This window comes from Acidovorax sp. Root70 (genome assembly GCF_001428225.1).
Classification (GTDB): domain Bacteria; phylum Pseudomonadota; class Gammaproteobacteria; order Burkholderiales; family Burkholderiaceae_C; genus Acidovorax.
The window spans coordinates 20,392-42,239 of the sequence record NZ_LMHQ01000008.1; the positions used below are offsets into that span (position 1 = coordinate 20,392).

General features: G+C 67.7%; 17 protein-coding genes. 10 read left to right on the plus strand and 7 right to left on the minus strand.

All coding sequences use genetic code 11. The features are described from left to right. Positions 1-4 precede the first annotated feature (4 nt). Genes ASD94_RS05715 through surE form a run of 3 tightly spaced genes read right to left on the minus strand, consistent with a single transcriptional unit; the run spans position 5 to position 2,514 of the window. Positions 5-931, minus strand: a complete 927-nt coding sequence (locus ASD94_RS05715) for a peptidoglycan DD-metalloendopeptidase family protein (RefSeq protein ID WP_056639786.1) — start codon at positions 929-931, stop codon at positions 5-7. Positions 932-943: 12 nt separating this feature from the next. Beyond that, a complete protein-coding gene (locus ASD94_RS05720; RefSeq protein WP_056639788.1) occupies positions 944-1,726 on the minus strand; it encodes a protein-L-isoaspartate(D-aspartate) O-methyltransferase in 783 nt (260 codons plus the stop codon). Continuing rightward, positions 1,726-2,514, minus strand: a complete 789-nt coding sequence (gene surE, locus ASD94_RS05725) for a 5'/3'-nucleotidase SurE (protein ID WP_056639792.1) — start codon at positions 2,512-2,514, stop codon at positions 1,726-1,728. The genes ASD94_RS05720 and surE overlap by 1 nt, the downstream gene beginning before the upstream one ends. Before the next feature lie 174 nt (positions 2,515-2,688). On the opposite strand from surE, the gene ASD94_RS05730 reads away from it, so the two are divergent. From ASD94_RS05730 to ASD94_RS05775, 10 genes are all read left to right on the plus strand, one after another. Continuing rightward, a complete protein-coding gene (locus ASD94_RS05730) occupies positions 2,689-3,663 on the plus strand; it encodes an NADPH:quinone oxidoreductase family protein (protein WP_056639795.1) in 975 nt (324 codons plus the stop codon). A 158-nt stretch (positions 3,664-3,821) separates the two neighbouring features. Then, the gene (locus ASD94_RS05735; RefSeq protein WP_056639798.1) at positions 3,822-5,357 is read left to right on the plus strand and encodes a diguanylate cyclase; all 1,536 of its coding nucleotides are present in this window, start codon (positions 3,822-3,824) and stop codon (positions 5,355-5,357) included. Positions 5,358-5,496: 139 nt separating this feature from the next. Then, positions 5,497-7,080, plus strand: a complete 1,584-nt coding sequence (locus ASD94_RS05740; RefSeq protein ID WP_056639802.1) for an alkaline phosphatase — start codon at positions 5,497-5,499, stop codon at positions 7,078-7,080. Positions 7,081-7,345: 265 nt separating this feature from the next. Then, complete coding sequence (locus tag ASD94_RS05745; protein WP_200954197.1) at positions 7,346-9,193, plus strand: gamma-glutamyltransferase family protein; 1,848 nt, start codon at positions 7,346-7,348, stop codon at positions 9,191-9,193. Positions 9,194-9,295: 102 nt separating this feature from the next. Beyond that, positions 9,296-10,303 carry a LysR substrate-binding domain-containing protein gene (locus tag ASD94_RS05750; protein ID WP_056639805.1) on the plus strand — a complete coding sequence of 336 codons (1,008 nt, stop codon included), beginning with the start codon at positions 9,296-9,298 and terminating at the stop codon, positions 10,301-10,303. 139 nt (positions 10,304-10,442) lie between these two features. Continuing rightward, positions 10,443-11,030, plus strand: a complete 588-nt coding sequence (locus tag ASD94_RS05755) for a hypothetical protein (RefSeq protein ID WP_235510587.1) — start codon at positions 10,443-10,445, stop codon at positions 11,028-11,030. A 256-nt stretch (positions 11,031-11,286) separates the two neighbouring features. Next, positions 11,287-12,798, plus strand: a complete 1,512-nt coding sequence (locus ASD94_RS05760; RefSeq protein ID WP_156391357.1) for an AMP-binding protein — start codon at positions 11,287-11,289, stop codon at positions 12,796-12,798. Positions 12,799-12,906: 108 nt separating this feature from the next. Continuing rightward, positions 12,907-14,133: an acyl-CoA dehydrogenase family protein gene (locus ASD94_RS05765; RefSeq protein WP_056639811.1), complete on the plus strand. Its 1,227-nt coding sequence runs from the start codon at positions 12,907-12,909 to the stop codon at positions 14,131-14,133. 62 nt (positions 14,134-14,195) lie between these two features. Further along, positions 14,196-15,188, plus strand: coding sequence for a tripartite tricarboxylate transporter substrate binding protein (locus ASD94_RS05770; protein ID WP_056639814.1), 993 nt, complete (start codon positions 14,196-14,198; stop codon positions 15,186-15,188). 139 nt (positions 15,189-15,327) lie between these two features. After that, positions 15,328-17,301, plus strand: coding sequence for an alkyl/aryl-sulfatase (locus ASD94_RS05775; RefSeq protein ID WP_056639818.1), 1,974 nt, complete (start codon positions 15,328-15,330; stop codon positions 17,299-17,301). Between the two features lie 99 nt (positions 17,302-17,400). Here ASD94_RS05775 and ASD94_RS05780 read toward each other — a convergent pair whose 3' ends face one another. The 4 genes from ASD94_RS05780 to ASD94_RS05795 all read right to left on the minus strand — a co-directional run bounded on the left by ASD94_RS05780 (position 17,401) and on the right by ASD94_RS05795 (position 21,783). After that, on the minus strand, positions 17,401-19,350 hold the full coding sequence (locus tag ASD94_RS05780) for a diguanylate cyclase domain-containing protein (protein ID WP_056639821.1): 1,950 nt from the start codon (positions 19,348-19,350) through the stop codon (positions 17,401-17,403). Positions 19,351-19,429: 79 nt separating this feature from the next. After that, complete coding sequence (locus ASD94_RS05785) at positions 19,430-20,185, minus strand: sulfite exporter TauE/SafE family protein (protein WP_056639824.1); 756 nt, start codon at positions 20,183-20,185, stop codon at positions 19,430-19,432. A gap of 183 nt (positions 20,186-20,368) precedes the next feature. Next, entirely contained in the window at positions 20,369-20,998 is a 630-nt protein-coding gene (locus ASD94_RS05790) for a pyridoxamine 5'-phosphate oxidase family protein (protein ID WP_056639828.1), read from the minus strand. A gap of 218 nt (positions 20,999-21,216) precedes the next feature. Beyond that, entirely contained in the window at positions 21,217-21,783 is a 567-nt protein-coding gene (locus ASD94_RS05795; protein ID WP_056640097.1) for a carboxymuconolactone decarboxylase family protein, read from the minus strand. Between the last annotated feature and the right edge of the window lie 65 nt (positions 21,784-21,848).

Genomic DNA, 21,848 nt, shown 5'->3' on the forward strand with positions numbered 1-21,848 from the left:
GGACTCAACGCGATGGCAGGTAGCGCGTGGGATCAACCGGCTTGCCCTGTCGGCGAATTTCAAAGTGCAGCTTGACGCGATCAGCGTCGGTGTTACCCATCTCGGCAATCTTCTGCCCCTTGCGCACGGCCTGGTCTTCCTTGACCAACAACGACTGGTTGTGCGCGTAAGCCGTCAGGAATGTGTTGTTGTGCTTGAGGATGACCAGGTTGCCATAGCCGCGCAGGCCTGCTCCGGCATACACCACGCGGCCATCCGCCGCTGCCAGCACCGGGTCGCCGGCCTTGCCGGAGATATCAAAACCCTTGTTGCGCGCTTCGTCAAAACCCGCGATCAGCGAACCCGACGCGGGCCAGATGAACGCCAGATCATCCTCGCCCGCTGGGGCTGCCGCAGGCGCAGGGGATGCTGGGGCCACCGCCACCACCGTGCCCGACGCGGCAGGGGCGGCTGGCTTGGCGCCGCTGGCCGCCGATGCAGGAGCGGCAGCAGGTGCACTGGCAGGAGCAACGGAGGACGACGTGACCGGGCGCGTCACCACGCCACTTTCAGAGGCCACCGCTGCCGGTGCTGCAGACGGAGGAAGCACGCGCAGCACCTGACCGACTTCGATCAGGTTGGCGTTCTCCAGATTATTCCAACGGGCGATGTCTTTCCAGCTTTGCCCGGACTCCAGGCCAATGCGAATCAGGGTATCCCCAGGCTTGACCGTGTAGTAGCCCGGCTTGCCGGCGTTTTCTGCGCCAGGCAGGGGCTTGATGGGGGTACCCACCACCACGCCCGGCTGTGTTGCGGGCGCCGGAGCCGAGGACGACGAAGAGGTGCCCCGATCTTCCACAGGAGCCTTGTTCATGCGGGTGCCACAGCCGGAGAGCACCAGCCCCGCCATTGCCACGGTAAAACCCACCACAAGACCACGCGATACGAACATAAGCAATTCCCTTTACGCAATCCCCGATTTTAGGGGGACAAAATGCACGGGCTCGAGCACGTTTTGTTTCAATCCGTGCGGGGTTTTGTCGATCACGAGCAACATTTGCTGCCCACCGGACAGCGCCATGGGCGCTACCAGACGCCCCCCCACGGCCAATTGGTCGCACCAAGCCAGCGGCACGGCATCGCCCCCGGCCGCAGCGATGATGGCTGCATAGGGAGCCCCTTTGGCATACCCAAGCATGCCGTCGCCAAACATCAGGTGCACATTGGCCAGACGGAACGGCCGCAGGTTGTCACGCGCCTTGTCGTGCAGGCCACGCAGGCGCTCCAAGGTATACACCTCGCGGGCCAGCAGACTCAGCACTGCGGCCTGGTAGCCGCAGCCCGTACCAATTTCCAGCACCCGGCCCAGCCCGCCCTGGCGCGCGCTCTCTGCGCCCAGCAGCAGTTCACACATGCGCGCCACCACACTGGGTTTGGAGATGGTCTGGCCCAGCCCTATCGGCAGGCTGGTGTCCTCGTAGGCCTGATTGACCAGGGCGCTGTCCACAAAACGGTGGCGCTCCACAGCGCCCATGGCCTGCAGCACAGGGGCCAACGTGACGCCGCCCGCCGCCAGCTTTTGCACCATGCGCGCCCGGACCGCCGACGAGTCCAGCCCCACCCCGGCGGGTGCTGGGGCGACGGCTGGCTTGCGCACAGCGGCGGACTGGGACGGCACCAGCGGCTTGCCCACTGCGGCGTTGCCGGATACAGGCAGCTTGGCCGGGAACCCTGGGCGGCGCTGCATCACGCCCCAGGGGCGGCAGCCGCCCCTGTCGCCAACCGGGCGGCGGTCTGCGCCCAGTAGCCTAGGTTGTCGTGATCGGTCAGGTCCACCTTCAGCGGCGTGATAGACACATGGCCCTGCGCCGTGGCATGGAAGTCCGTGCCCTCAGCATCGTCCTTGGCGGCGCCAGCGCCGCCGATCCAGTACATGGCTTCGCCCCGGGGGCTTTCCTGCACGATGACGCGTTCTGCTGCGTGGCGGCGCCCCAGACGGCACAGTTTGACCGGGCGCAAGGCCTCCAGCGGCATGTTGGGGATGTTCACGTTGAGCAGCCAGGGGGTTTCGTTGACCAGTTGCTGCGCACGCATCTGCGCCACCAGCTCACGCGCCTTGGCCGCAGCGGCCTCCAGCTCAGCCCAGCCCTTATCCACCTGCGAGAACGCAATGGCCGGAATGCCGAAGAGATACCCCTCCATGGCCGCCCCCACCGTGCCGGAATAGATGGTGTCGTCGCCCATGTTGGCGCCATTGTTGATGCCCGACACCACCAGATCGGGCCGGTAGCCCAGCAAGCCGGTGAGTGCAATGTGCACGCAGTCTGCCGGGGTGCCGTTCACGTAGCGAAAGCCGTTGGCTGCCTTGTGCACGTACAGCGGCGAATGCAGTGTCAGCGCATTGGACTTGGCACTGTTGTTGTGCTCGGGCGCAACGACCTCCACCTCGACCCCGTCGAGGGTCTTGAGCGCGTCATGCAGCGCCACGATGCCGGGCGCCTGGAAGCCGTCGTCATTGGAAATCAGAATCTTCATGGTCTGGGGAGAGGTTGCAACGGATTGTAGGTGGGCAGGCCGTTGCCGCACCGGCGAGCACGCGTGGCGACTCGGGTACGCAGCGGCCCGTCGCTCGTGGGACATCCGGCACGCCAGCGCCCCACCTATCATGCGGACCATCATTGACAAGACCGACCGACAGGAGACTTCCCCATGCATGCCTGGCTTTGCACCAACCCCACCGGCGTCGAGGCGCTCACCTGGACGGAGCTGCCCACCCCCACCCCCAAGGCGGGCGAGGTGCTCATCGAGATCAAGGCCGCCAGCCTGAACTTCCCCGACCTGCTCATCGTGCAGAACAAGTACCAGATGAAGCCGCCGCTGCCCTTTGTGCCCGGCTCGGAATACGCGGGTGTGGTGGCCGCCGTGGGCGAAGGCGTCACGCACCTCAAGGTGGGCCAGAACGTGGCCTGCCTGTCGGGCACGGGCGGCTTTGGCACCCACACCGTCGCACCCGCCGCGCTGTGCATGCCCCTGCCTGACGGGTTCTCGCATGTCGATGCGGCCGCTTTCATCATGATCTATGCCACGTCGCACCACGCTCTGGTGGACCGCGCCCAGCTCAAGGCAGGCGAGACCGTGTTGGTGCTCGGCGCCGCAGGTGGCGTGGGCACCTCGGCCATCCAGATCGCCAAGGCCATGGGCGCACGCGTGATTGCAGCCGCCTCCAGCGACGAAAAGTGCGCGTTGTGCACCTCCATCGGGGCTGACGCCACCATCAACTACAGCAAGGACAACTTGCGCGAGGCCATCAAGACCCTCACGGACGGCAAGGGCCCCGACGTGATTTATGACCCCGTGGGCGGCGACTTTGCCGAGCCCGCCTTCCGCTCCATCGCCTGGCGCGGCCGCTACCTGGTGGTGGGTTTTGCCTCAGGCCCCATCCCGGCGCTTCCTTTCAACTTGGCACTACTCAAGGGCGCGTCCATCGTCGGCGTGTTCTGGGGCGATTTTTCCAAGCGCGAGCCCAAGGCCAACGCCGCCATGATGGGCGAGCTGGCGCAGTGGTACGCGCAGGGCAAGATCAAGCCGGTGATCGACCGCACCATGCCCATGGCTGAACTGCCCGCGGCCTATGCCCACATGGGTTCGCGCGGGGTGATGGGCAAGCTGGTCATGGTGAACTGACGGCCTGCCTGCCCCACCTAGAACGTGTTCGCGATCTCGCAGGGGATCGTCTACACGTTCTTAACGGGCACACCCGCCCGGCCCGGTATGCCAGCACTTGCAGCGCCTTGCCTGTGTCACACTTGCGCATTCCAGCCTCCTGACACTGGTGCCCGCCCATGGCCGACCGACCACCTTCCGAGATCGCGCGCGAGACGCTCAAACAGCTGGCCGCACGCCGACTGCCCCCCACGCCAGACAACTACCTCGCGATCTACGATGAAATAGCGGGCGTCCGCAGCCCGCAACCCTTTCCCGAGGGACCGCTGAGCAGCATCCAGCGCGTGTTGCCCGGCCAGACACCCGCCCAAAAGCGCCTGCTGGGACAATTTGAGCGCGCCATCATCACCAGGGACTGGACATCGCTGCAAAGCGTGATGGTGGGGTATGCCAACCTGGGCCTGCATCCGGCCACCGCGTCCAAACCCATCGAAGTTGCCGATGCCCCCTCCGCGCTGGGCGAACTGCCCGCCGAGTTTGCCGAGGCCCTGGCCCGCCTGATCGACAACACCCTGCCCGCGCTGGGCGACGACGACCCCCGCGTCATCGACATGGCGCAGAAGCTCGTCACCTTTCTGCGCGAGCCTGCGCCCCTGTTGGCCACCGCGCAGCCCATGCTGGGCAACTTCAGCTACCGCCTGTCGTTTGCCACCGAAGAGCAGGCTTCCATCCGCACCAGCCTGCTGGAGTTGCTGCACATGATCTTCGAGAACATTGCCGTGCTCAGCGTGGACGACCGCTGGCTGCAGGGCCAGGCCGAGGCGCTGATGAGCGCATCGACCCCGCCGCTGACGCTGCGACGGCTGGACGATGTGCAGCGCCGGCTCAAGGATGTGATCTTCAAGCAGACCGAAGCCAAGGCACGGTCGCTGGAGGCACAGGAGCAGATGAAGGAAATGCTGGCCACGTTCATCGAGCGGCTGGCACGTATCACCGCGTCCAGCACCTCGTACCAGGGTGCGATGGAACGTTGCGCCGACCTGATTGGTAAAGCCAGCACCCTGCAGGAGATTGCCCCGGTGCTGCAGGAGGTGATGACCGCCACCCGGGCCATGGCCCTGGACAGCCGCGTGGCCCACGACGAACTGCAAGACCTGCGCGAGCGCACCGAGGCCAAGCGCGCCGAGGTCGCCAAGCTGCAGGAAGAACTGGACCGCGCCAGCGCCCAGGCCCGCCACGACCCGCTGACCGGCTCGCTCAACCGCAAGGGCCTGGATGAGGCGGTGGAGCGCGAGATTGCCCGAGCCCGCCGCCTGGGCTCGACGCTGTGCCTGGCGCTGCTGGACGTGGACAACTTCAAGACCATCAACGACCGACTGGGCCATGCCGGGGGCGACGCTGCGCTGGTGCACCTGGCCCAGGTCACGCGCGAGGTCATGCGGCCACAGGACCTGCTGGCACGCTATGGCGGCGAAGAGTTCGTGATCGTGCTGCCCGACACCACGGCCGAGGCCGGCGTGACCGCCATGACGCGCCTTCAGCGCGAGCTGACCACGCGCTTTTTTCTGCAAGGTACCGAGAAAGTGCTCATCACCTTCAGTGCGGGCGTTGCCCAGCTGGGCGACAGCGAGAGCAGTACCGATGCCATCGTGCGGGCCGACCAGGCGATGTACCTGGCCAAGCGCTCTGGCAAAAATCGGGTGATGGCGGCTTGACTACCTCCCCCCTGTGTCGCCTTCGGCGCCTTCCCCCCAGAGGGGGGACGCCACCAGCGCGGCGGGGCGGCCCTTGCGCGGTGACGCTGGCCTGGGCCGTGCCAGTTTTGAGCGCCGCGCGGCGACCCAGCACTCCGCGATGACTCCGCAATTGAGGCGCAGGTTTCTGCGACAAGCAGCCCTGGCTGCCACCGCCACCGCCCTCCCTCGCTGGGCCTGGAGCACCCCGCCCACGCTGCAAAGCAACCCCTTTGCCTTGGGCATCGCCAGCGGCGACCCGGCACCCGATGGCGTGGTGCTGTGGACACGGCTCTTGCTGACCGACCCTGCGCAGATGTTGGCGGCCCACACCGTGCGGTGGGAGGTGGCGCACGACGCAGGCTTTGCCCAGATCGTGCAAAAGGGCGAGGCCTCCTCGCTGCCTGCGCTGGGCCACAGCGTGCATGTGGAGCTGCAAGGACTACAACCCACGCGCTGGTACCACTACCGCTTCATGCTGGGCGACGCGGTGAGCTCCACGGGCCGCACGCGCACCGCGCCTGCGGCGGGCGACCTGCCCGGGGTGCTGCGGGTGGCGTTTGCCTCGTGCCAGCGCTGGGAGCATGGGCATTACGCGGCGTGGCGCCATCTGGCCGCCGACCAGCCGGACCTGGTGCTGTTCCTGGGCGACTACATCTACGAATACGCCACCCCCAAAACCACCACCGACCTGGCGCGCACCCACAGCCTGCGCCACGCCACCACGCTGGCCGACTACCGCGACCGCTACGCCCTACACAAGAGCGACCCGGCCCTGCAGCTGGCCCATGCCAACTGCCCCTGGGCCGTGACGTGGGACGACCACGAGGTGCAAAACGACTACGCCGCCGATGCGGGCCGTGGTGAGGGCCCGGGCAGCGCCGCCTTTCTGGCCCAGCGCAGCGCGGCGTGGCAGGCGTTTTACGAAAACATGCCCCTGCGCGCGACCAGCCTTCAGCGTCCCGCGTCCACCACGGGCTGGGACGCGCTGCAAATCTACCGCCGCCTGCGCTGGGGCCGGCTGGCGCACATCCACCTGCTCGACAGCCGCCAGTACCGCAGCTGGCAAGCATGCCGCACGCCCGACGCCAGCAGTGCACCCGCTGTGCGCCCCGCCGACTGCGCTGAGCTGGCCCAGCCACAGCGCAGCCTGTTGGGCAGCGCGCAAGAGCGCTGGCTGGACGCAGGCCTGGCCGCCGATACGGCGAGCGCACAGGCCACGCGCTGGAGCGTGATTGCACAGCAGACCCTGTTCTCACCACGCCACTACCCCTCTGGCACCGTGCCCACCGATGCCTGGGACGGCTACCCCGCCGCACGCCAGCGCCTGCTGCAATCCGTGGCCCGGCACACGCCGCGCAATACGGTGCTGCTGGGCGGCGACATCCACCAGAACTACGTCTGCCGCGTGCATGCAGACGCCGCGCGCGCCGACTCGGCCGTGGTGGCCAGCGAGTTCTGCGGCACTTCCATCAGTTCGCGATCGGGCACCACGCAGGCCAAGGTGGACGCCATCGTCCGCCACAACCCGCATGTGCTGCTGGCACGCTGCGACCAGCGCGGCTATGGCCTGGCCGACATCACCCCCGCGCGCTGGACCACCACGCTGCGCGTGGTGGACGACCCGTTGCGCGCTGACAGCGGCGCATCCACGCTCGCCCGGTTTGTGGTGGAAGACGGCCGCGCGGGGCCCCAGGCGGCCTGATAGGGCGTGGCGCAAGCCTCCAGGCCCGAGAGCCCCTTGTCACTACGCCGCACCAGGGCTCAGAGATGGCCGGAGAACAGCCGCTGACGGTCGGTAACAACTATCTTTTTGATAGCTTCTCAGGCATATTGCACTAGCGCTACCGCCACAAAATACCTTCAATCGCTGCGCAAACCCCTCCAGCAGCCCCCTGGCACGCCCTCGCAGGCTGCAGCAAGGCCCCTTACCATGGCCGCTTCGCTGCTTGCACCCACAGGAGACCCGCATGTCACCCACTGCCCTGCCTGCCACGTCGCCCCTGCGCCGCCCGTTCAGCCGCAACCTGCTGGCCCCTGCGGCCCTCGCAACCCTGGTGGCCCTGGCGGGCTGCGCCAGCGCTCCCTCCCAGTTCGCCTACACCGTGCCCGCGCAGCCCGAGGGCTCGTCCGGCTACACCGAAAAACCGGGCTGGGCCACCGAGAAGTTCGCCGTGGCCGCTGCCAACCCGCTGGCCACCGACGCGGGCTACCAGATCCTCAAGGCCGGCGGCTCCGCCGTCGATGCAGCCATTGCCGTGCAGATGGTGCTGACGCTGGTGGAGCCCCAGTCCAGCGGCATCGGTGGCGGTGCCTTCCTGCTGCACAGCAACGGCAAGGTGGTGGAGGCCTACGATGGCCGCGAGACCGCGCCCGCTGCCGCCGATGAAAAACTCTTCCTGGGCGCCGACGGCAAACCCGTGCCGTTCTACGACGGCGTGGTGGGCGGCCGCTCGGTGGGTGTGCCCGGCACTGTGCGCATGCTGGAGATGGCGCACAAGCAGCACGGCAAGCTGCCCTGGGCCACGCTGTTCCAGCCCGCCGTCACGCTGGCCGAGGGCGGCTTCAAGGTCAGCGCGCGGCTCAACACCCTGGTCAAGGCCGACGCCCATCTCAAGAAGGACCCCGTGGCCGCCGCCTACTTCTACAAGGCCGATGGCGACGCGCGCGATGTGGGCGTGAACCTGCGCAACCCCGAGCTTGCCGCCGTGCTGCGCCGCATCGCCGCCGAAGGCAGCAAGGCCCTGCACGAAGGCGAGATCGCCCAGGCCATCGTGGACAAGGTGCAAAAGCACCCCACCAACCCCGGCAAGCTCAGCCTGGCCGACCTGGCGGGCTACCAGCCCAAGAAGCGCGATGCGCTGTGCCACGACTACCAGGTGGCCAGCAAGGACTACCGCGTGTGCGGCTTTCCGCCCCCCAGCTCCGGGGCCATCGCCATCGGGCAGATCCTGGGCATCCTGAAGAACACCGACGCCGCCGCCAAGCCTCTGCAGGACGGCATCCCATCGGCCGACTGGCTGCACCTGTACACCGAGGCCGCCCGCCTGGCCTTTGCCGACCGCGCCCAGTACGTGGCCGACCCCGACTTTGTGCAGCCCCCCGCCGGCAGCTGGACCAGCCTGCTCGCGCCCGCCTACCTGGCCGACCGCGCCAAGCTCATCGGCGCGCAAAGCATGAAAGTCGCCCAGCCCGGCAACCCCGGCGCCGTGAAGACCAGCTACGCCCCCATGCCCGACCAGCCCGAGTACGGCACCAGCCACATCAGCATCGTCGATGCCTTTGGCAACGCCGTGGCCATGACCACCACCATCGAAGACCAATTCGGCGCGCGCCAAATGGTGAAAGGCTTCCTGCTCAACAACGAACTCACCGACTTCAGCTTTGCCCCCACCGACGCGCAAGGCCAGCCCATCGCCAACCGCGTGCAGCCCGGCAAGCGCCCGCGCTCGTCCATGTCGCCCACGCTGGTGTTCGACAAGGCCACGGGCGAGCTGCTGATGAGCGGCGGCAGCCCCGGCGGCGCGGCCATCATCCACTACACGGCCAAGACGCTGTATGGCGTCTTCAACTGGGGCCTGATGCCCCAGCAGGCCATCAACCTGCCCAACTTCGGCTCGATGAACGGCCCCACGCTGCTGGAAGAAAAGCGCTTCCCGCCCGCCACCGTCGAAGCCCTGCGCGCCCGGGGCGCAGAGGTGCGCGAGATGAACATGACCAGCGGCCTGCAAGCCATCACCCGCGGGCAGGCACATGGCAAGAAGCTGTGGCTGGGGGGCGCGGACCCACGGCGTGAGGGCGTGGTGATGGGCGACTAAAGGCCGCGCTGCGCGGCCTACAAAGGGGCTACACGCCGAGTGCGCTGCCGCCTGGGCGGGCATGGCGTGCGCCAAGGACAGACCCGGCTACATTCTTGCCCCATGGATCTCCGAAGCCTGCGCTACTTCATCGCCGTGGTCGAGGCCGGCAGCCTCTCGCGGGCGGCTGGCAGCCTCTACATTGCCCAGCCGGCACTCACCGCCCAGATCAAGAAGCTGGAGTCAGAGCTGGGCGCGCAATTGCTGGAGCGCTCGCACATCGGCGTCACTCCAACACAGGCCGGCGTGCAGCTGTACCAGGATGCTAGGCGCCTGCTGAGCGACGCGTCTGCGATGCGCGAACGCATTCAGCGTCTGCCGCAGGGGCCGGAAGGCTCTATCACGATCGCCCTGCCTTTTCTGCTGGCGTCCCTGCTCATGGGGCCGTTGCTCGCGCACCTGAAAGACACCCACCCGCGCATTCGCGTTTTTGTACTCGATGACCTCAGCCTGATGGTCAAAAAGGCCATGCTGGATCGGCGGGCGGAGATCGGGATCCTGGTGGACACGCACCAGGCCGAAGGCCTGGTGTGCCAACCCTTCGCCCGGGAATTCATGTACTTCTGCGGGCAGGACTCCAGCGGCTCGGTGCGAGCGCTGCTTCAGCCTCCGCCCGCGTACGGGCAAGCACCGACGCCAGCCACGCGCCCTGACATCGACTTTGCCGCCGCAGCCGCGCAACCGCTGGTATTGCAATCACGCCGGTTCTCCATCCGCCAGCAGGTGGAGGACGCGGGGACGCTGCGCGGTACGGCGTTGAACGTTGCGCACGAGCACGACTCGGCCCGCGTGATTCGCTCGCTCTACGCCTGCGGCGCAGGCTTTACCTTCACCCCCGCGTGCGCCTTGAGCGACACGCCCTCCTTGGGCTCCGATTGGCTGGTAGCGCGGGTGGTCAACCCGGAGATGATCCGCACCTACACCCTGGCAACCTCCCCTGAGCGCGACCGGGACTCGGGCACAGACGCCGTGATGCAAGCAGTGTTGCAGGCACTGGCCGCCGTGGCCCAACGCCTGGTGATCACCGGCCGATGGGACGCAGAGATCGTCCAACCTGCAACGCCCCCATGATCCAGCCCGACGTGCCCCTCTACGACCAAGAGGGGCCCACCCGCACCCCAGCGCTATGGCACGGCCCTGCCGGCAGCGGATCGGCTCGACCACACCGGCAAGAAATCCGAAGATGAGTTCCACCGCTTGCCTCCAAACCATGCCCCTTGACCCGAACCGCCGTATGCGGCGCTTTTGCCAGGGCGCCGTTTTGGCACTGGCCACCTGCACAGCGTTCGTGCAGGCGCAAACCACCCTGCCCACCCCCCCCTCCGTGCGCTTGCAAAACCCTTCGGCAGGGTATGCGCCTGTCCAGCTGCTTCCGGACGGCGTTGAACTGGGCATGGGAGTAGACGCCTTGCGCCAAGCCTTGCCTGGCATCGCGCACGTACCACGGCCACAACGTCTGTCCGGCGGGCTGGTCGGCCAATGGCGTCTGGCCCCGGTCGTCGTCGCAGGCCTGGAAGGGGCGCAGACCTTCTTTTTTGCGGGCCGCGAACTACGGCGGGTGGAATTCGTTGCCGATGCCAGCGAACTGGCAGACAGCGGCGCTGCTGCCTATGGGGAACTGCTCCAGTTCGGGCGCACCAGTTATGGCCCTGAAACGGCCGCCAACGACCCCAGCGGCAGCTACGCGGCATGGACACGCGGCGATCTGGAGGTCTACGCCCAACGCGTTCCCGCCCCCCGCTCCACTGTTCGATGGGTCGTCAAGCGCAGTGAGGGCAAGGACGCCAGTGAGCTCTGAAGCAAGCTCCCGGAGCGCGCCGACAACCTGCCTGTCTGCGGATCATCAATTCAATTGATGGCTATCGATCAGCAATCCGTATTTCCCTGATACCCCTGTCTTCTGGAACAGTCCGGCCAAGCCCCCGCCAAAGGGGACTGCACTCCAGGAGACAACCATTACCGCCACCCCCAACCCCCACAGCGGCATCCATCGCCGTGCTGTTGCCAACGTCGGCGCGCTGGTAGCGCGCAGCGCCCGCGCCCATGCCCGCCGCATGGCGGTCAAGAGCCCCTCGCGCAGCATCACCTATGCCGATCTGGAGCAGCGCACCAACCGCCTGGCCAACGCCTTGCTGGGCCTCGGCCTGGAGCGCGGAGACCGCGTGGGCATCTACCTGCCCAACTGTGTCGAGGTCGTCGAGATCGAGATCGCCTGCTACAAGGCCGGGCTGATCAAGGCGCCGTTCAACGCCCGGCTCTCGCCCACCGAGGTCGGCGCCATTGCCGCCAACAGCGGTGCGACGCTGATCGTGACCACCACCGAGCGCGCCGAGACCATCCGCCCGCATGTGGCGCAATGCATGCCCGGCGCCATGCCCCAACAGCTGCTGACCGACGATGCGGGCCCCACAGGGTACGAAGCGGCACTGGCCCAGGCTAGCGACTCGTTCGCCCCGGTGGCCGTGTTCGAAGACGAAGTCGCCGTGCTGCACTACACCTCGGGCTCGTCCGGCGTGCTCAAGGCGGCCATGCAGACCTTCGGCAACCGCCTTGCGCAGCTGCGCAAGTTCCTCACCCGCTCGGACGGGCAGCAGCCCGGTCACATCCTGGGGCTGGTGGGCCCGATCACCCACGCATCGGGCATGCAGATGGTGCCGGCGCTGTGCCAGGGGGTCACCATCCGCCTGTTCAACGGCTTCGAGCCCCCGCGCTTCATCGCCGACATGCGGGCCGACCGCGTGACCCACACCTTCATGGTGCCCACCATGATCAACATGCTGCTGACCGAGCTGGAGGGCCAGTACCGTCCCCTGCCGGACTTGCTGCGCCTGGGCTACGGCGCCGCCCCCATGGCGCCCGCGCGCATCCTGCAGGCCATGGACGTGTTCGGGCCCATCCTGCAGCAAGGCTACGGCGCGGGAGAGACGACCTCTGGCGTGTGCGGCCTGTCGGTGGAAGACCATCTGTTTGCCCGCGCGGCGCGGCCAGAGCGGCTGGCATCGTGCGGGCGCCCGTTTCTGGAATGCGATGTGCAGATCCTGGGCGACGACGGCCAGCCCGTGGCCACCGGCGAGATCGGTGAAATCGTGGTGCGTGGCGACGACATCTTTGCGGGGTACTGGCGCGCCCCCGAGCTGACGGCAGAAGTGCTCAAGGAAGGCGCCTACCACACGGGCGACCTGGCCCGCATGGACGACGAGGGCTACGTCTACATCGTGGACCGCAAGAAGGACATGGTGATCAGTGGCGGCTTCAACGTGTACCCATCGGAGGTGGAGGCGGTGCTGTACCAGCACGACGCCATTGCCGACGCCTGCGTGTTCGCTGTGCCCGATGACAAGTGGGGCGAGGCCGTGGCCGCGCATGTGGTGCTCAAGCCCGGCCGCGCGGCCGGTGCCGACACCACCGCGGCGATCGACGCGTTCTGCGCCCAGCACCTGGGCGGTTTCAAACGGCCGCGGCGCATCGAGTTCGTCACCACCCTGCCCAAGAACCCGAACGGCAAGGTGATGCGCCGCGCCGTGCAGGCCCCGTACTGGGAAGGGCGTGGGCGGATGGTGAATTAGGTACATCCCCCTGAGGCGCTGCGGGGCGGCCCTTGCTCGGCGTCTCTCGTCTGGGCCTGCGCCAGTTTCCAGAGCCCGCTGTCACAGCCAACGACAAGGAATCCTGACATGAACAACGACATCACATCCCCCCTCCCCGCGCCGCTGTTTCCCGGCATGCCTTTTGAAGGCTCGCCCCAGGCGGCCGAGCTGATTGCGCGCATCAACGAGTTTCTGTACGGCGAGCTGGCCGCGCTGGCGCGCGAGCATGGCATCGACCACGAGCATGCGCCCGACAAGGCCTTGCTGCAGCTGGTATGGAAGCGCTCGCATGCGCTGGGCTTTTACGGCATGACGCTGCCGCAAAAGATGGGCGGCCTGGGCCTGTCCACGCTGGACCATGTGCTGGTCAAGGAAGCCATTTACGCCAGCGGCTCGCCATTCGCCCCCCATGTATTCGGCGAGTTGAGTGGCCCGCCACGCGTGGGCGCGCTGGCGCGCATGGCCACGCCGCACCAGATGCAGCAGTTCATCCTGCCGGTGGCGCAGGCCGAGATGGCTATCTGCTTCGCGCTGACCGAGGCTGAGGCCGGCTCGGACGCCGGCAACGTGCAGACGCGCGCCGTGCGCGATGGCGACGACTACGTCATCACGGGCACCAAGCGCTTCATCTCAGGCTCGCCGTTTGCCGACTACGCAGTGCTGATGGCGTCCACCGCCACACACGACGACCCCGACCCGAAAAAGCGCGAGGTCACGGCCTTCTTTGTGGACCTGCATGCGCCCGGCGTGCGCGTGGAGTCGGGCTACAAGACCATGGCCGGTCAGACGAGCACGGGCAACATCGTGCTGGAGGGTACGCGCGTGCCCGCCGCCAATCTGATCGGTGAGGCCGGGCGCGGCCTGGCGTTGGCGCTGGGCCGCATCAGCGTGAACCGCCTGCTGCACTGCCCGGCCATGCTGGGCCTGGCGCAGGTGGCGCTGCGCGATGCGCGCGACTACGCGCAGCAGCGCCACCAGTTCGGCCGCGCCATCGGGCAGTTCCAGGCCATCCAGCACATGCTGGCGGACATGGCGACCGACTGGGCCGCCGCACGCGGGCTGATGCTGGCCACGGCCCGTGCGATTGATGCAGGCGCCGAGCCGCGTGCGGAGTCGTCCATGGCCAAACTGTTCTGCTCGGAGGCGGCCTTTCGCATCGCCGACCGCGCGGTGCAGATCCATGGCGGCGAGGGCATCGTGCAGGGTCGGCGCGTGGAGTTCCTGTTCCGCATGCTGCGCATGTACCGCGTGCTCACCGGCACCAGCGAAATCCAGCGCAACACCATCGCGAAAGAGCTCATGGCATCCCCCTGAGCGGCTGCGCCGCCCACAGCGCGCCACGACAACCCTCACAGAAAATGACACGGAGACAAGACATGACCCATCAACCCATCCCCCCGTTGCGCCGCCGCGTACTGCTTGCTGCAATCCTGCTGCCACTGCTGGCCAGCACATCCGCCATGGCCGCCGAGCCGTGGCCCGCACGCCCCATCAAGTGGGTGGTGCCCTACCTCGCCGGCACGGGCCCTGACACCACGGCCCGCATCGTGGCCGAGGCGGTGTCGAAGGAGCTGGGTCAGCCCGTGGTCATCGAAAACAAGGGCGGCGCGGGCGGGAACCTGGGCGCGCGTCAGGCAGCCAAGGCAGCGCCTGACGGCTACACCTGGGTCTACGCCGGCTCGCCCATGGCGGCCAGCATGCGCATGTACAGGCAACCGGGCTACGACGTCCTCAAGGACTTCCGCCATGTGATCGGGCTCACCAGTTCGGACACGGTGGTCATCGTCAATGCGCAAAGCGACATCCGCTCCATGGCCGACCTGCTAGCGCGCATGCGCGCGCAGCCCGGCAAGCTGGACTACGCCTCGGGCGGCGTCGGCACGCCCTCGCACCTGGGGGTGGAGATGATGCTCAGCGTCAGCCAGGCCCAAGCCACACATGTGCCGTACAAGGGTGCGTCGGAAATAGTCAATGCGGTGCTCGGCCAGCAGGTGGCGTTTGGCGCGCCCATCACTGCCGTTGCGTACTCGAACATCATGGCGGGCAAGCTGCGCGCACTGGCCGTTACCGGACCCGCGCGCAACCCCAAGCTGCCCAGTGTGCCCACGCTGGCCGAGGCTGGCCTGCCCGGGGTAGAGCTGACCTCCTGGGGCGGCGTCTCCGTGCCCACCGGCACGCCCGATGCCGTCGTATCCCGAGTGCGCGCCGCGTTCGAAGCCGCCCTGCGCCAGCCCGCCGTGGTGAGCGCGCTCGAAGAGCAAGGCGGGATGGTCAACCCGCAAGACGGCGAGACCTTCACACGGGCCTTCGGCAAGGAAATCGGCTTCACCGAAGCCATGATGAAACGCATCAGGCTGGAGCCGATGTGACGGCGCGAACGGGTGAACGGGCCCACGCGCACCGGCACTACCCGTCCATGACAGGCAACGCATTACTTCAATTTTGATAGCTGCCAGCGCATATAAATTGTGCGCCTCAGGCCTTTTTATCTCAAAAAGGTTTCCCCCTATGCGAAACATCCCACTGCTTGCGGCACTGGCCTTGCCACTCGTGCTCGGCCTGGCACCTGCAGCATTTGCCCAGGTGACCGATGTCCGGCAGGACGCAACCGCCGCCACGCGTGCACGCCAGGCTGCGTCCCTAAGCGCTCTGGACGTGAACGCGCCCGCCAGCTTCGAAGACGCGCGCCGCGGCCTCATCGCCAGCCCCAGTGGCCAGGTTCGCAACGCGCAGGGCCAGGTGGTGTGGGACTTCGATGCACTGCAGTTTGCGCGGGGCGAAGCCCCCGCCACCGTGCACCCCAGCCTGTGGCGCCATGCGCGCCTGAACCAGACACCCGGCCTGTACCAAGTGCGCGAGGGCATCTGGCAGCTGCGCGGGTTCGACCTGGCCAACCTCACGCTCATACAGGGCCGCACCGGCTGGATCGTGGTGGACCCGCTCACCACGCAGGAGACGGCGGCCGCCGCCCTCGCCTTCGCGCGCCAGCACCTGGGCGCGCAGCCGGTCTCGGGCCTGGTGTTCACGCACAGCCATGTGGACCACTTCGGCGGCGCATTGGGCGTGCTGACCGCGCAGGACGCCAAGGCACGCAGCGTGCCCATCGTGGCGCCCGCGGGCTTCATGGAGGAGGCCACCAGCGAGAACGTGCTGCTCGGCCCCGCCATGTCGCGTCGCGCGGGCTTTATGTATGGCAGCCAGTTGCCACGCGATGCGCGTGGCGTGGTGGACAACGGCCTGGGCATGGCCGTGGCGGTCGGGCGCATCGGCATCCTGCCGCCCACCGTGCTCATCGACCAGCCCACACAGGCGCTCGACATTGATGGCGTGCGCTTCGTGTTTCACAACGTACCAGGCTCCGAAGCCCCCGCCGAGATGGTGTTCGAGCTGCCCGACCTGCGCGCGTTCGGTGCGGCAGAGCTGGTCTCGCAGACGCTGCACAACCTCTACACCCTGCGCGGCGCCAAGGTGCGCGATGCGCTGGCGTGGTCGCGCTACATCGACAGCACCATTGCGCATGCCAGTCGTGCGGATGTGGTCTTCCTGCAGCACGGCTGGCCCGTGTGGAGCCGCGAGCGCATCGACACCTTCTTGACCACGCAACGGGACACCTATCGCTACCTGCATGACCAGACGGTGCGCCTGCTGAACGCCGGGCTGACGCCCGGCGAGATCGCCGATGCCGTGCAACTGCCTTCTACGCTGGCGGCGCAGTGGGCATCGCGCGGGTACTACGGCACCGTCAAGCACAACGTGCGCGCGGTGGCGCAGTTCTATCTGGGCTGGTTCGACGCGCACCCCGCCACGCTCGACCCCCTGCCGCCTGTGGAGGCCGCGCGCCGCTACGTGGCCCTGGCGGGCGGCGTGGATGCTGCGGTGGCGGCCGCGCGCCAAGCATTTGACGCGGGCGACTACCGCTGGGCGGCCGAACTATTGCGCCATGTGCTGCTGGCCGATGGCGGCCACACTGCCGCGCGTGACCTCATGGCGCGCAGCTTTGAGCAGATGGGCTACACCGCTGAATCCGCGCCCTGGCGCAACTTCTATCTGACCGGCGCACAGGAACTGCGTTCTGGCACAGCACAGCGCAGCGCTTCGGGCCCGCGCGCTGCGGTGGCCGACATGCTGATGCAGACACCCATCCCGCAGTTCCTCGATGCAATGGCCGCCTCGCTCAACGGCCCGCGTGCGGACGGCGTGCGCCTGGCCGTGGCTCTGCGCTTCACTGATGCCAAAGAAAACCATGGTCTGTGGATTGAGAATGCAGTGCTGCACCACCGCCCGGGCACACCACCCTGGCCCGCCGACGCCACGCTGCTGCTCACCAAACCCGCCTTCCTGCGCCTGATGAATGGACAGGCCACACCGCAGGAGCTGGTGGCCTCTGGCGCACTGCGCATGGAAGGCGATACGCAGGCCCTGCGGCAACTGATCGGCATGCTGGACAAGCCGGCGCGCGACTTTCCGATCATGACGCGGTGATATGAACAAAACAGGCCGCTAGCGCCAATAGATAAAGCGCTCAACGCTCCCCAATGAGGAGCAGAACACCAGAGCCATCCCTCGATGGCTGGCTTCTCATCAGCCCGCCGGACCTGAAACACCCCCATCGGCCAGTGAGCTCAGTGCGGTATCGATGCTGAACCGGTTCTTGCCCGCCTGCTTGGCCGCATACATCGCGGCATCGGCCTGGGCCAGCAGTGCATCGGCATCGGCGCCATGGCGCGGGTAAAGCGCCGCACCCACACTGGCCGAGATGTGCGCAACAGTCCCCTCCAGCACAAAAGGCTGGTCCATCGCAGACAGCACCTTGCCGGCCACGACCTCGCAGTGGTCTGCCCGCTCGATGGTGGCCAGCACGATGCCGAACTCGTCCCCACCCAGGCGCGCCACAGTGTCTTCGGCGCGCACGCAGTCTTCCAGCCGCCGGGCCACCTGCTGCAGCAACAGGTCGCCTGCCGCATGGCCCCACTGGTCGTTGACGGACTTGAACCCGTCCAGATCCACATAGAGAATGGCGGCGTGCCGCCCGTGGCGCCGGGCAGTTTCAAGCACCCGCGCCAGGCGGTCGTGGAACATCACGCGGTTGGACAAGCCCGTGAGCGCGTCGTGCAGCGCGTCGTGCGACAGGCGCATCTCCAGCTCCTTGCGTGCGCTGATGTCCTGCGTCACCACCACCAGAAAGTCCGGGTGACCCTGGGCGTCTTTGACGAGGCCCAGCGCTTCATACACCCACAACAGGCCGCCATCCTTGCGCCGGTAGGCCTTTTCCATTTCGGGAGAGAACACGGGCGAGTGGGCCACCAGGCGCCGCACCAGAAAGCGGCGCAGGGCTTCGCGCTCGCCCTCGTCGCTCAGTGCAAACAGGTCGCGCTGGCGCAGCTCCTCCAGCGAATAGCCCAGCATGCGGCAGAACTTGTCGTTGGCGCGCAGGATGCGGCCTTCGGGCGTGATGTGGGCGATACCGGTGGCCGCCTGGTGGAAGGTGGCGCGGAAAAGCCCTTCGCTGGACTCCAGGGCATCGGCCACGGCCCGCTGACGCGCCAGCACCACGATGAGCAGCGCGCCAAAACACAGCAGCGCCACGCTGGCAGCCGCAGCCAGAACAAGGTAGTCAACGCGCCGCTGCATCACCGGCGCCAGCACCTCATCCGAAGCTGAACCCACCGTCACCATCAGCGGGTAGCCCGCCATGCTGCGGTAGCTGAGGATGCGCGGTACACCGTCCACCGCGCCTGCGTCATCGATCAGTTCGCCTTCGGGGTCCTGCGTGCGGTGCTGAAACCAGGGCAGGCCCCGCGCATCGGCGCCAAAGCTGATTTGGCCCCCCGCCTTGCGGCCGCGCACCACACCGTCCAGCCCCGCCAGTTCCAGCAGCCCCTGCGCGCCCAGGTCGGCCTGGCGGTAAAAGTCGGTGAAGTTCGTTGGGTCCACCGACATCACCACCACGCCGCCAAAGCGCCCCCCCTCGCTTACGATGCGCAGCGCCATCGGAATGCGCCACTGCCCCGACACACGGCCCAGCACGGGCTCGCTCACAAACAGGTCATCGCGATCGCTGGCCCGCAGCGCCTTGAAAAAGGCGCGGTCGCTGTAGTTGACGGCCCCGGTCTCCTGGCTGCTGCTGACGATGTCGCCTTGGTCGTTGACCACGCTGATGATGGTGAACATGGGCTCGCGGACCACCCCCCGCGCCACCCAGTCGCGCAGGTCGATGTCGGTGCCCTGCTGCAGGTATTGCTCGCGCACAAAGGCGGCCACCTGTTCGGCCGCCTTGAGGGTGCGGAACACCTGCTGCTCGAAGGCAATCGCCAGGTTGGCGTTGGACTGCATGGCCGAGGCCACAGCCTGCTCGCGCTCGAACGCCACGCGCTGCAGCGTGACCAGCCAGAGGCCCGCCACGGCAACGATGCAGCCCAGCGCAATCGCCAGGCTCAGCGGCGTGGCGAGGCGATAGCGGCGACGCGGCGCCCCGGCCTCAAGACGGTCGTTCGCGTCCGGTGGCCGCGTGGTGTCATCTTTTTGCTCCATGCACCTCGCAATGTAGCGGGGCATGTGCGGCAAGTCGACAACAGGATGGCCACCGGGGGCGGCCCACGCGCATGGAACCCTACGCCAGCCGCACCAGCACCCTGGGCAGACTGGCCACCAACATCGCCACGCCCGACAAAGTCAACATGCCCAGCACGATCTGCCGGAACCGCACATCGCTGATACCGTGGTACAGACGCGCACCCAGCAGCACAGGCACCAGCATGGCGGGCAACACGATGGCCAGCAGTGGCAGCGCCTCGCGGGTGACTAGGCCGGTGGCCAGGTAGGTGATGAAGGTCACCAGCAGCATGGCCAGGTTGAAGTTCTGGATGACGGCGCGCTGCACGTCCTTGTCCAGCCCGCGCAAGGTGCACCACAGCGTGGGCAGCACGCCGGTGAAGCCGCCCAGCCCGCCCATCACGCCGCCCGCCATGCCCACCAGCGCGTCGGCCACGCGGCCGCCACGGGTGATGCGGGGCAGATTCTTGGCCATCAGCATCGCCGGGCACCACAGCACCAGCAGCGTGCCCAGGATGACCTTGAACGCGTCCATGTCCAGCCGGGGCAACACGGCCACCCCGATGGGGATGCCCACCAGGCCACCCAGCACAAAGGGCAGCAGGCGCGCCCCGTCAAAACCCCGGCGCACCGTGGCCGCCGCCACCAGCTGGCCGGTGAGCGCGCCGCACACGGCCAGCAGGGCGGCCAGGCGGGGCTCCAGCGTCCAGGCCCAGAACGACATGGCCACCATGCCAAAGCCAAAGCCCGACAGGCCCTGCACAAACCCGGCGGCCACTGCGCCCAGGGCCACGATCAACAGCACGGAATCCATGTCTCCCCCTCACTTGGTGTGAACGTGCGCGGGGGCTGGCTTCAAGCCCCACGGAGCCCCACGCTCCTTAAGCATCTGCGTGTTCGGCCTATGAGCCCATGAAGCGCAAGCCCTGCGCACCCAGCCGCCATTGTGTGCGCTGGCGGCGAGGGCAGCGCTGTGGCGGCGGATCGCAGGGCCCGTTCAATACAGCGTGGCCTGCTGGCGCGCTGGCAGTTCGCGGTCGTAGGTCACACCGTCAAACTCGCCCTGCGTGATGGACGCCAGGATGGCCCCCGGGGTAGGCACCGGGCGTGCGGTGCCGGGCGGCACGGCATCCCACAGGCGCGAGCGCTGGATGGCGCGGGCGCACTGGAAGTACACCGCCTGCACATCGACCACGATCACACATTTGGGGGGCTGGCCGTTGACCACAAAACGCGCCAGCAGGTCGGGCGCGACGCTGATGCGCGCGTGGCCGTTGACGCGCAGCGTCTCGCCCACGCCGGGGATAAGAAACAGCAGCGCCACGCGCGGGTCGGCCACGATGTTGCGCAAGCTGTCGGCGCGGTTGTTGCCACGGCGCTCGGGCAGCAGCAAGGTTTTGTCGTCCAGCAGTTGCACAAAGCCGGCGGGGTCGCCGCGCGGCGAGGCGTCCAGCCCGCCGGGGCCGGTGGTGGCCAGCACGGCAAAGGGCGATGCCGCGATCATGGCGCGGTAGGCAGGGTGCATATAGGGCAGCTCTTTGTGGACGGAGGCATCGCTCAGCGGGCCCAGCAGGGCCTCCAGGCGTGGCAGGGTGTCGATGGCGTGCGCGTCGCGGGCGGGGGTCATGGGGCGGCTTCCTTCGGGTGAGTAGCAAGGGAGCGGCCATGGTGCAGCAGGCCTGCCGGGCTGACAAACGACTTTGCAGCCGGTGATGCGTGCAGAAAACGCATGCATGGGTTTTCGCCAAGGCTGCCTGCGATTGCGTCGCCACAGGACTGCGCGAGCCGCAGCAACAGAAGCGGCGCGCATCCGGCCCACCGGCCAGACGCGCGCCGCCCCCTCGTTCAGCGCGCCGGGCGCAGCTTGACGCCGGGGAAGTCCACCGGCACGGCCAGCGCCACGTTCACGTAGTTGGTGAAAAGGTTGAGCGCCACGTGGGCCACGATCTCGACGATCTGCTCGTCGTTCACACCCTGGTCGCGCAGGGCCTGCACATCGGCCGCATCGACCTGGCCGCGTTCGTTGACGAGTTGCAGCACAAAGCGCAGCACGGCCGCCGTGCGCGGGTCGGCCGACTCGCCCGCCTGCGCGGCGGCCAGGGCCTCGCCACTCACGCCCGCCTTGCGGCCCAGTGCGGTGTGGGCGGCCAGGCAGTAGTCGCAGGCATTGCGGTTGGCCACGGCCACGGCGATCTGCTCGCCCAGGGCGGCGCCGATCACGCCGCCGCCCAGCGCACCAAACGCGCCCCACATGCTTTGCAGCGCGGCGGGCGAATTGGCCACAGCGCGGAACATGTTGGGCGTGGCGCCAAAGGCTCCGTGGACCTGGTCGAGCACAGCGCGCACAGTGCCGGTGGCGGCGGTACGGTCAACGAGGGGGACGCGGGCGACGGAGGAAGAAGTAGCGGACATGGTGTGTTCCTTGAAGGTCATGAAGGGTTGGTGAGAACTTGTGCCTGTTCTCGGCACCCCTGCAG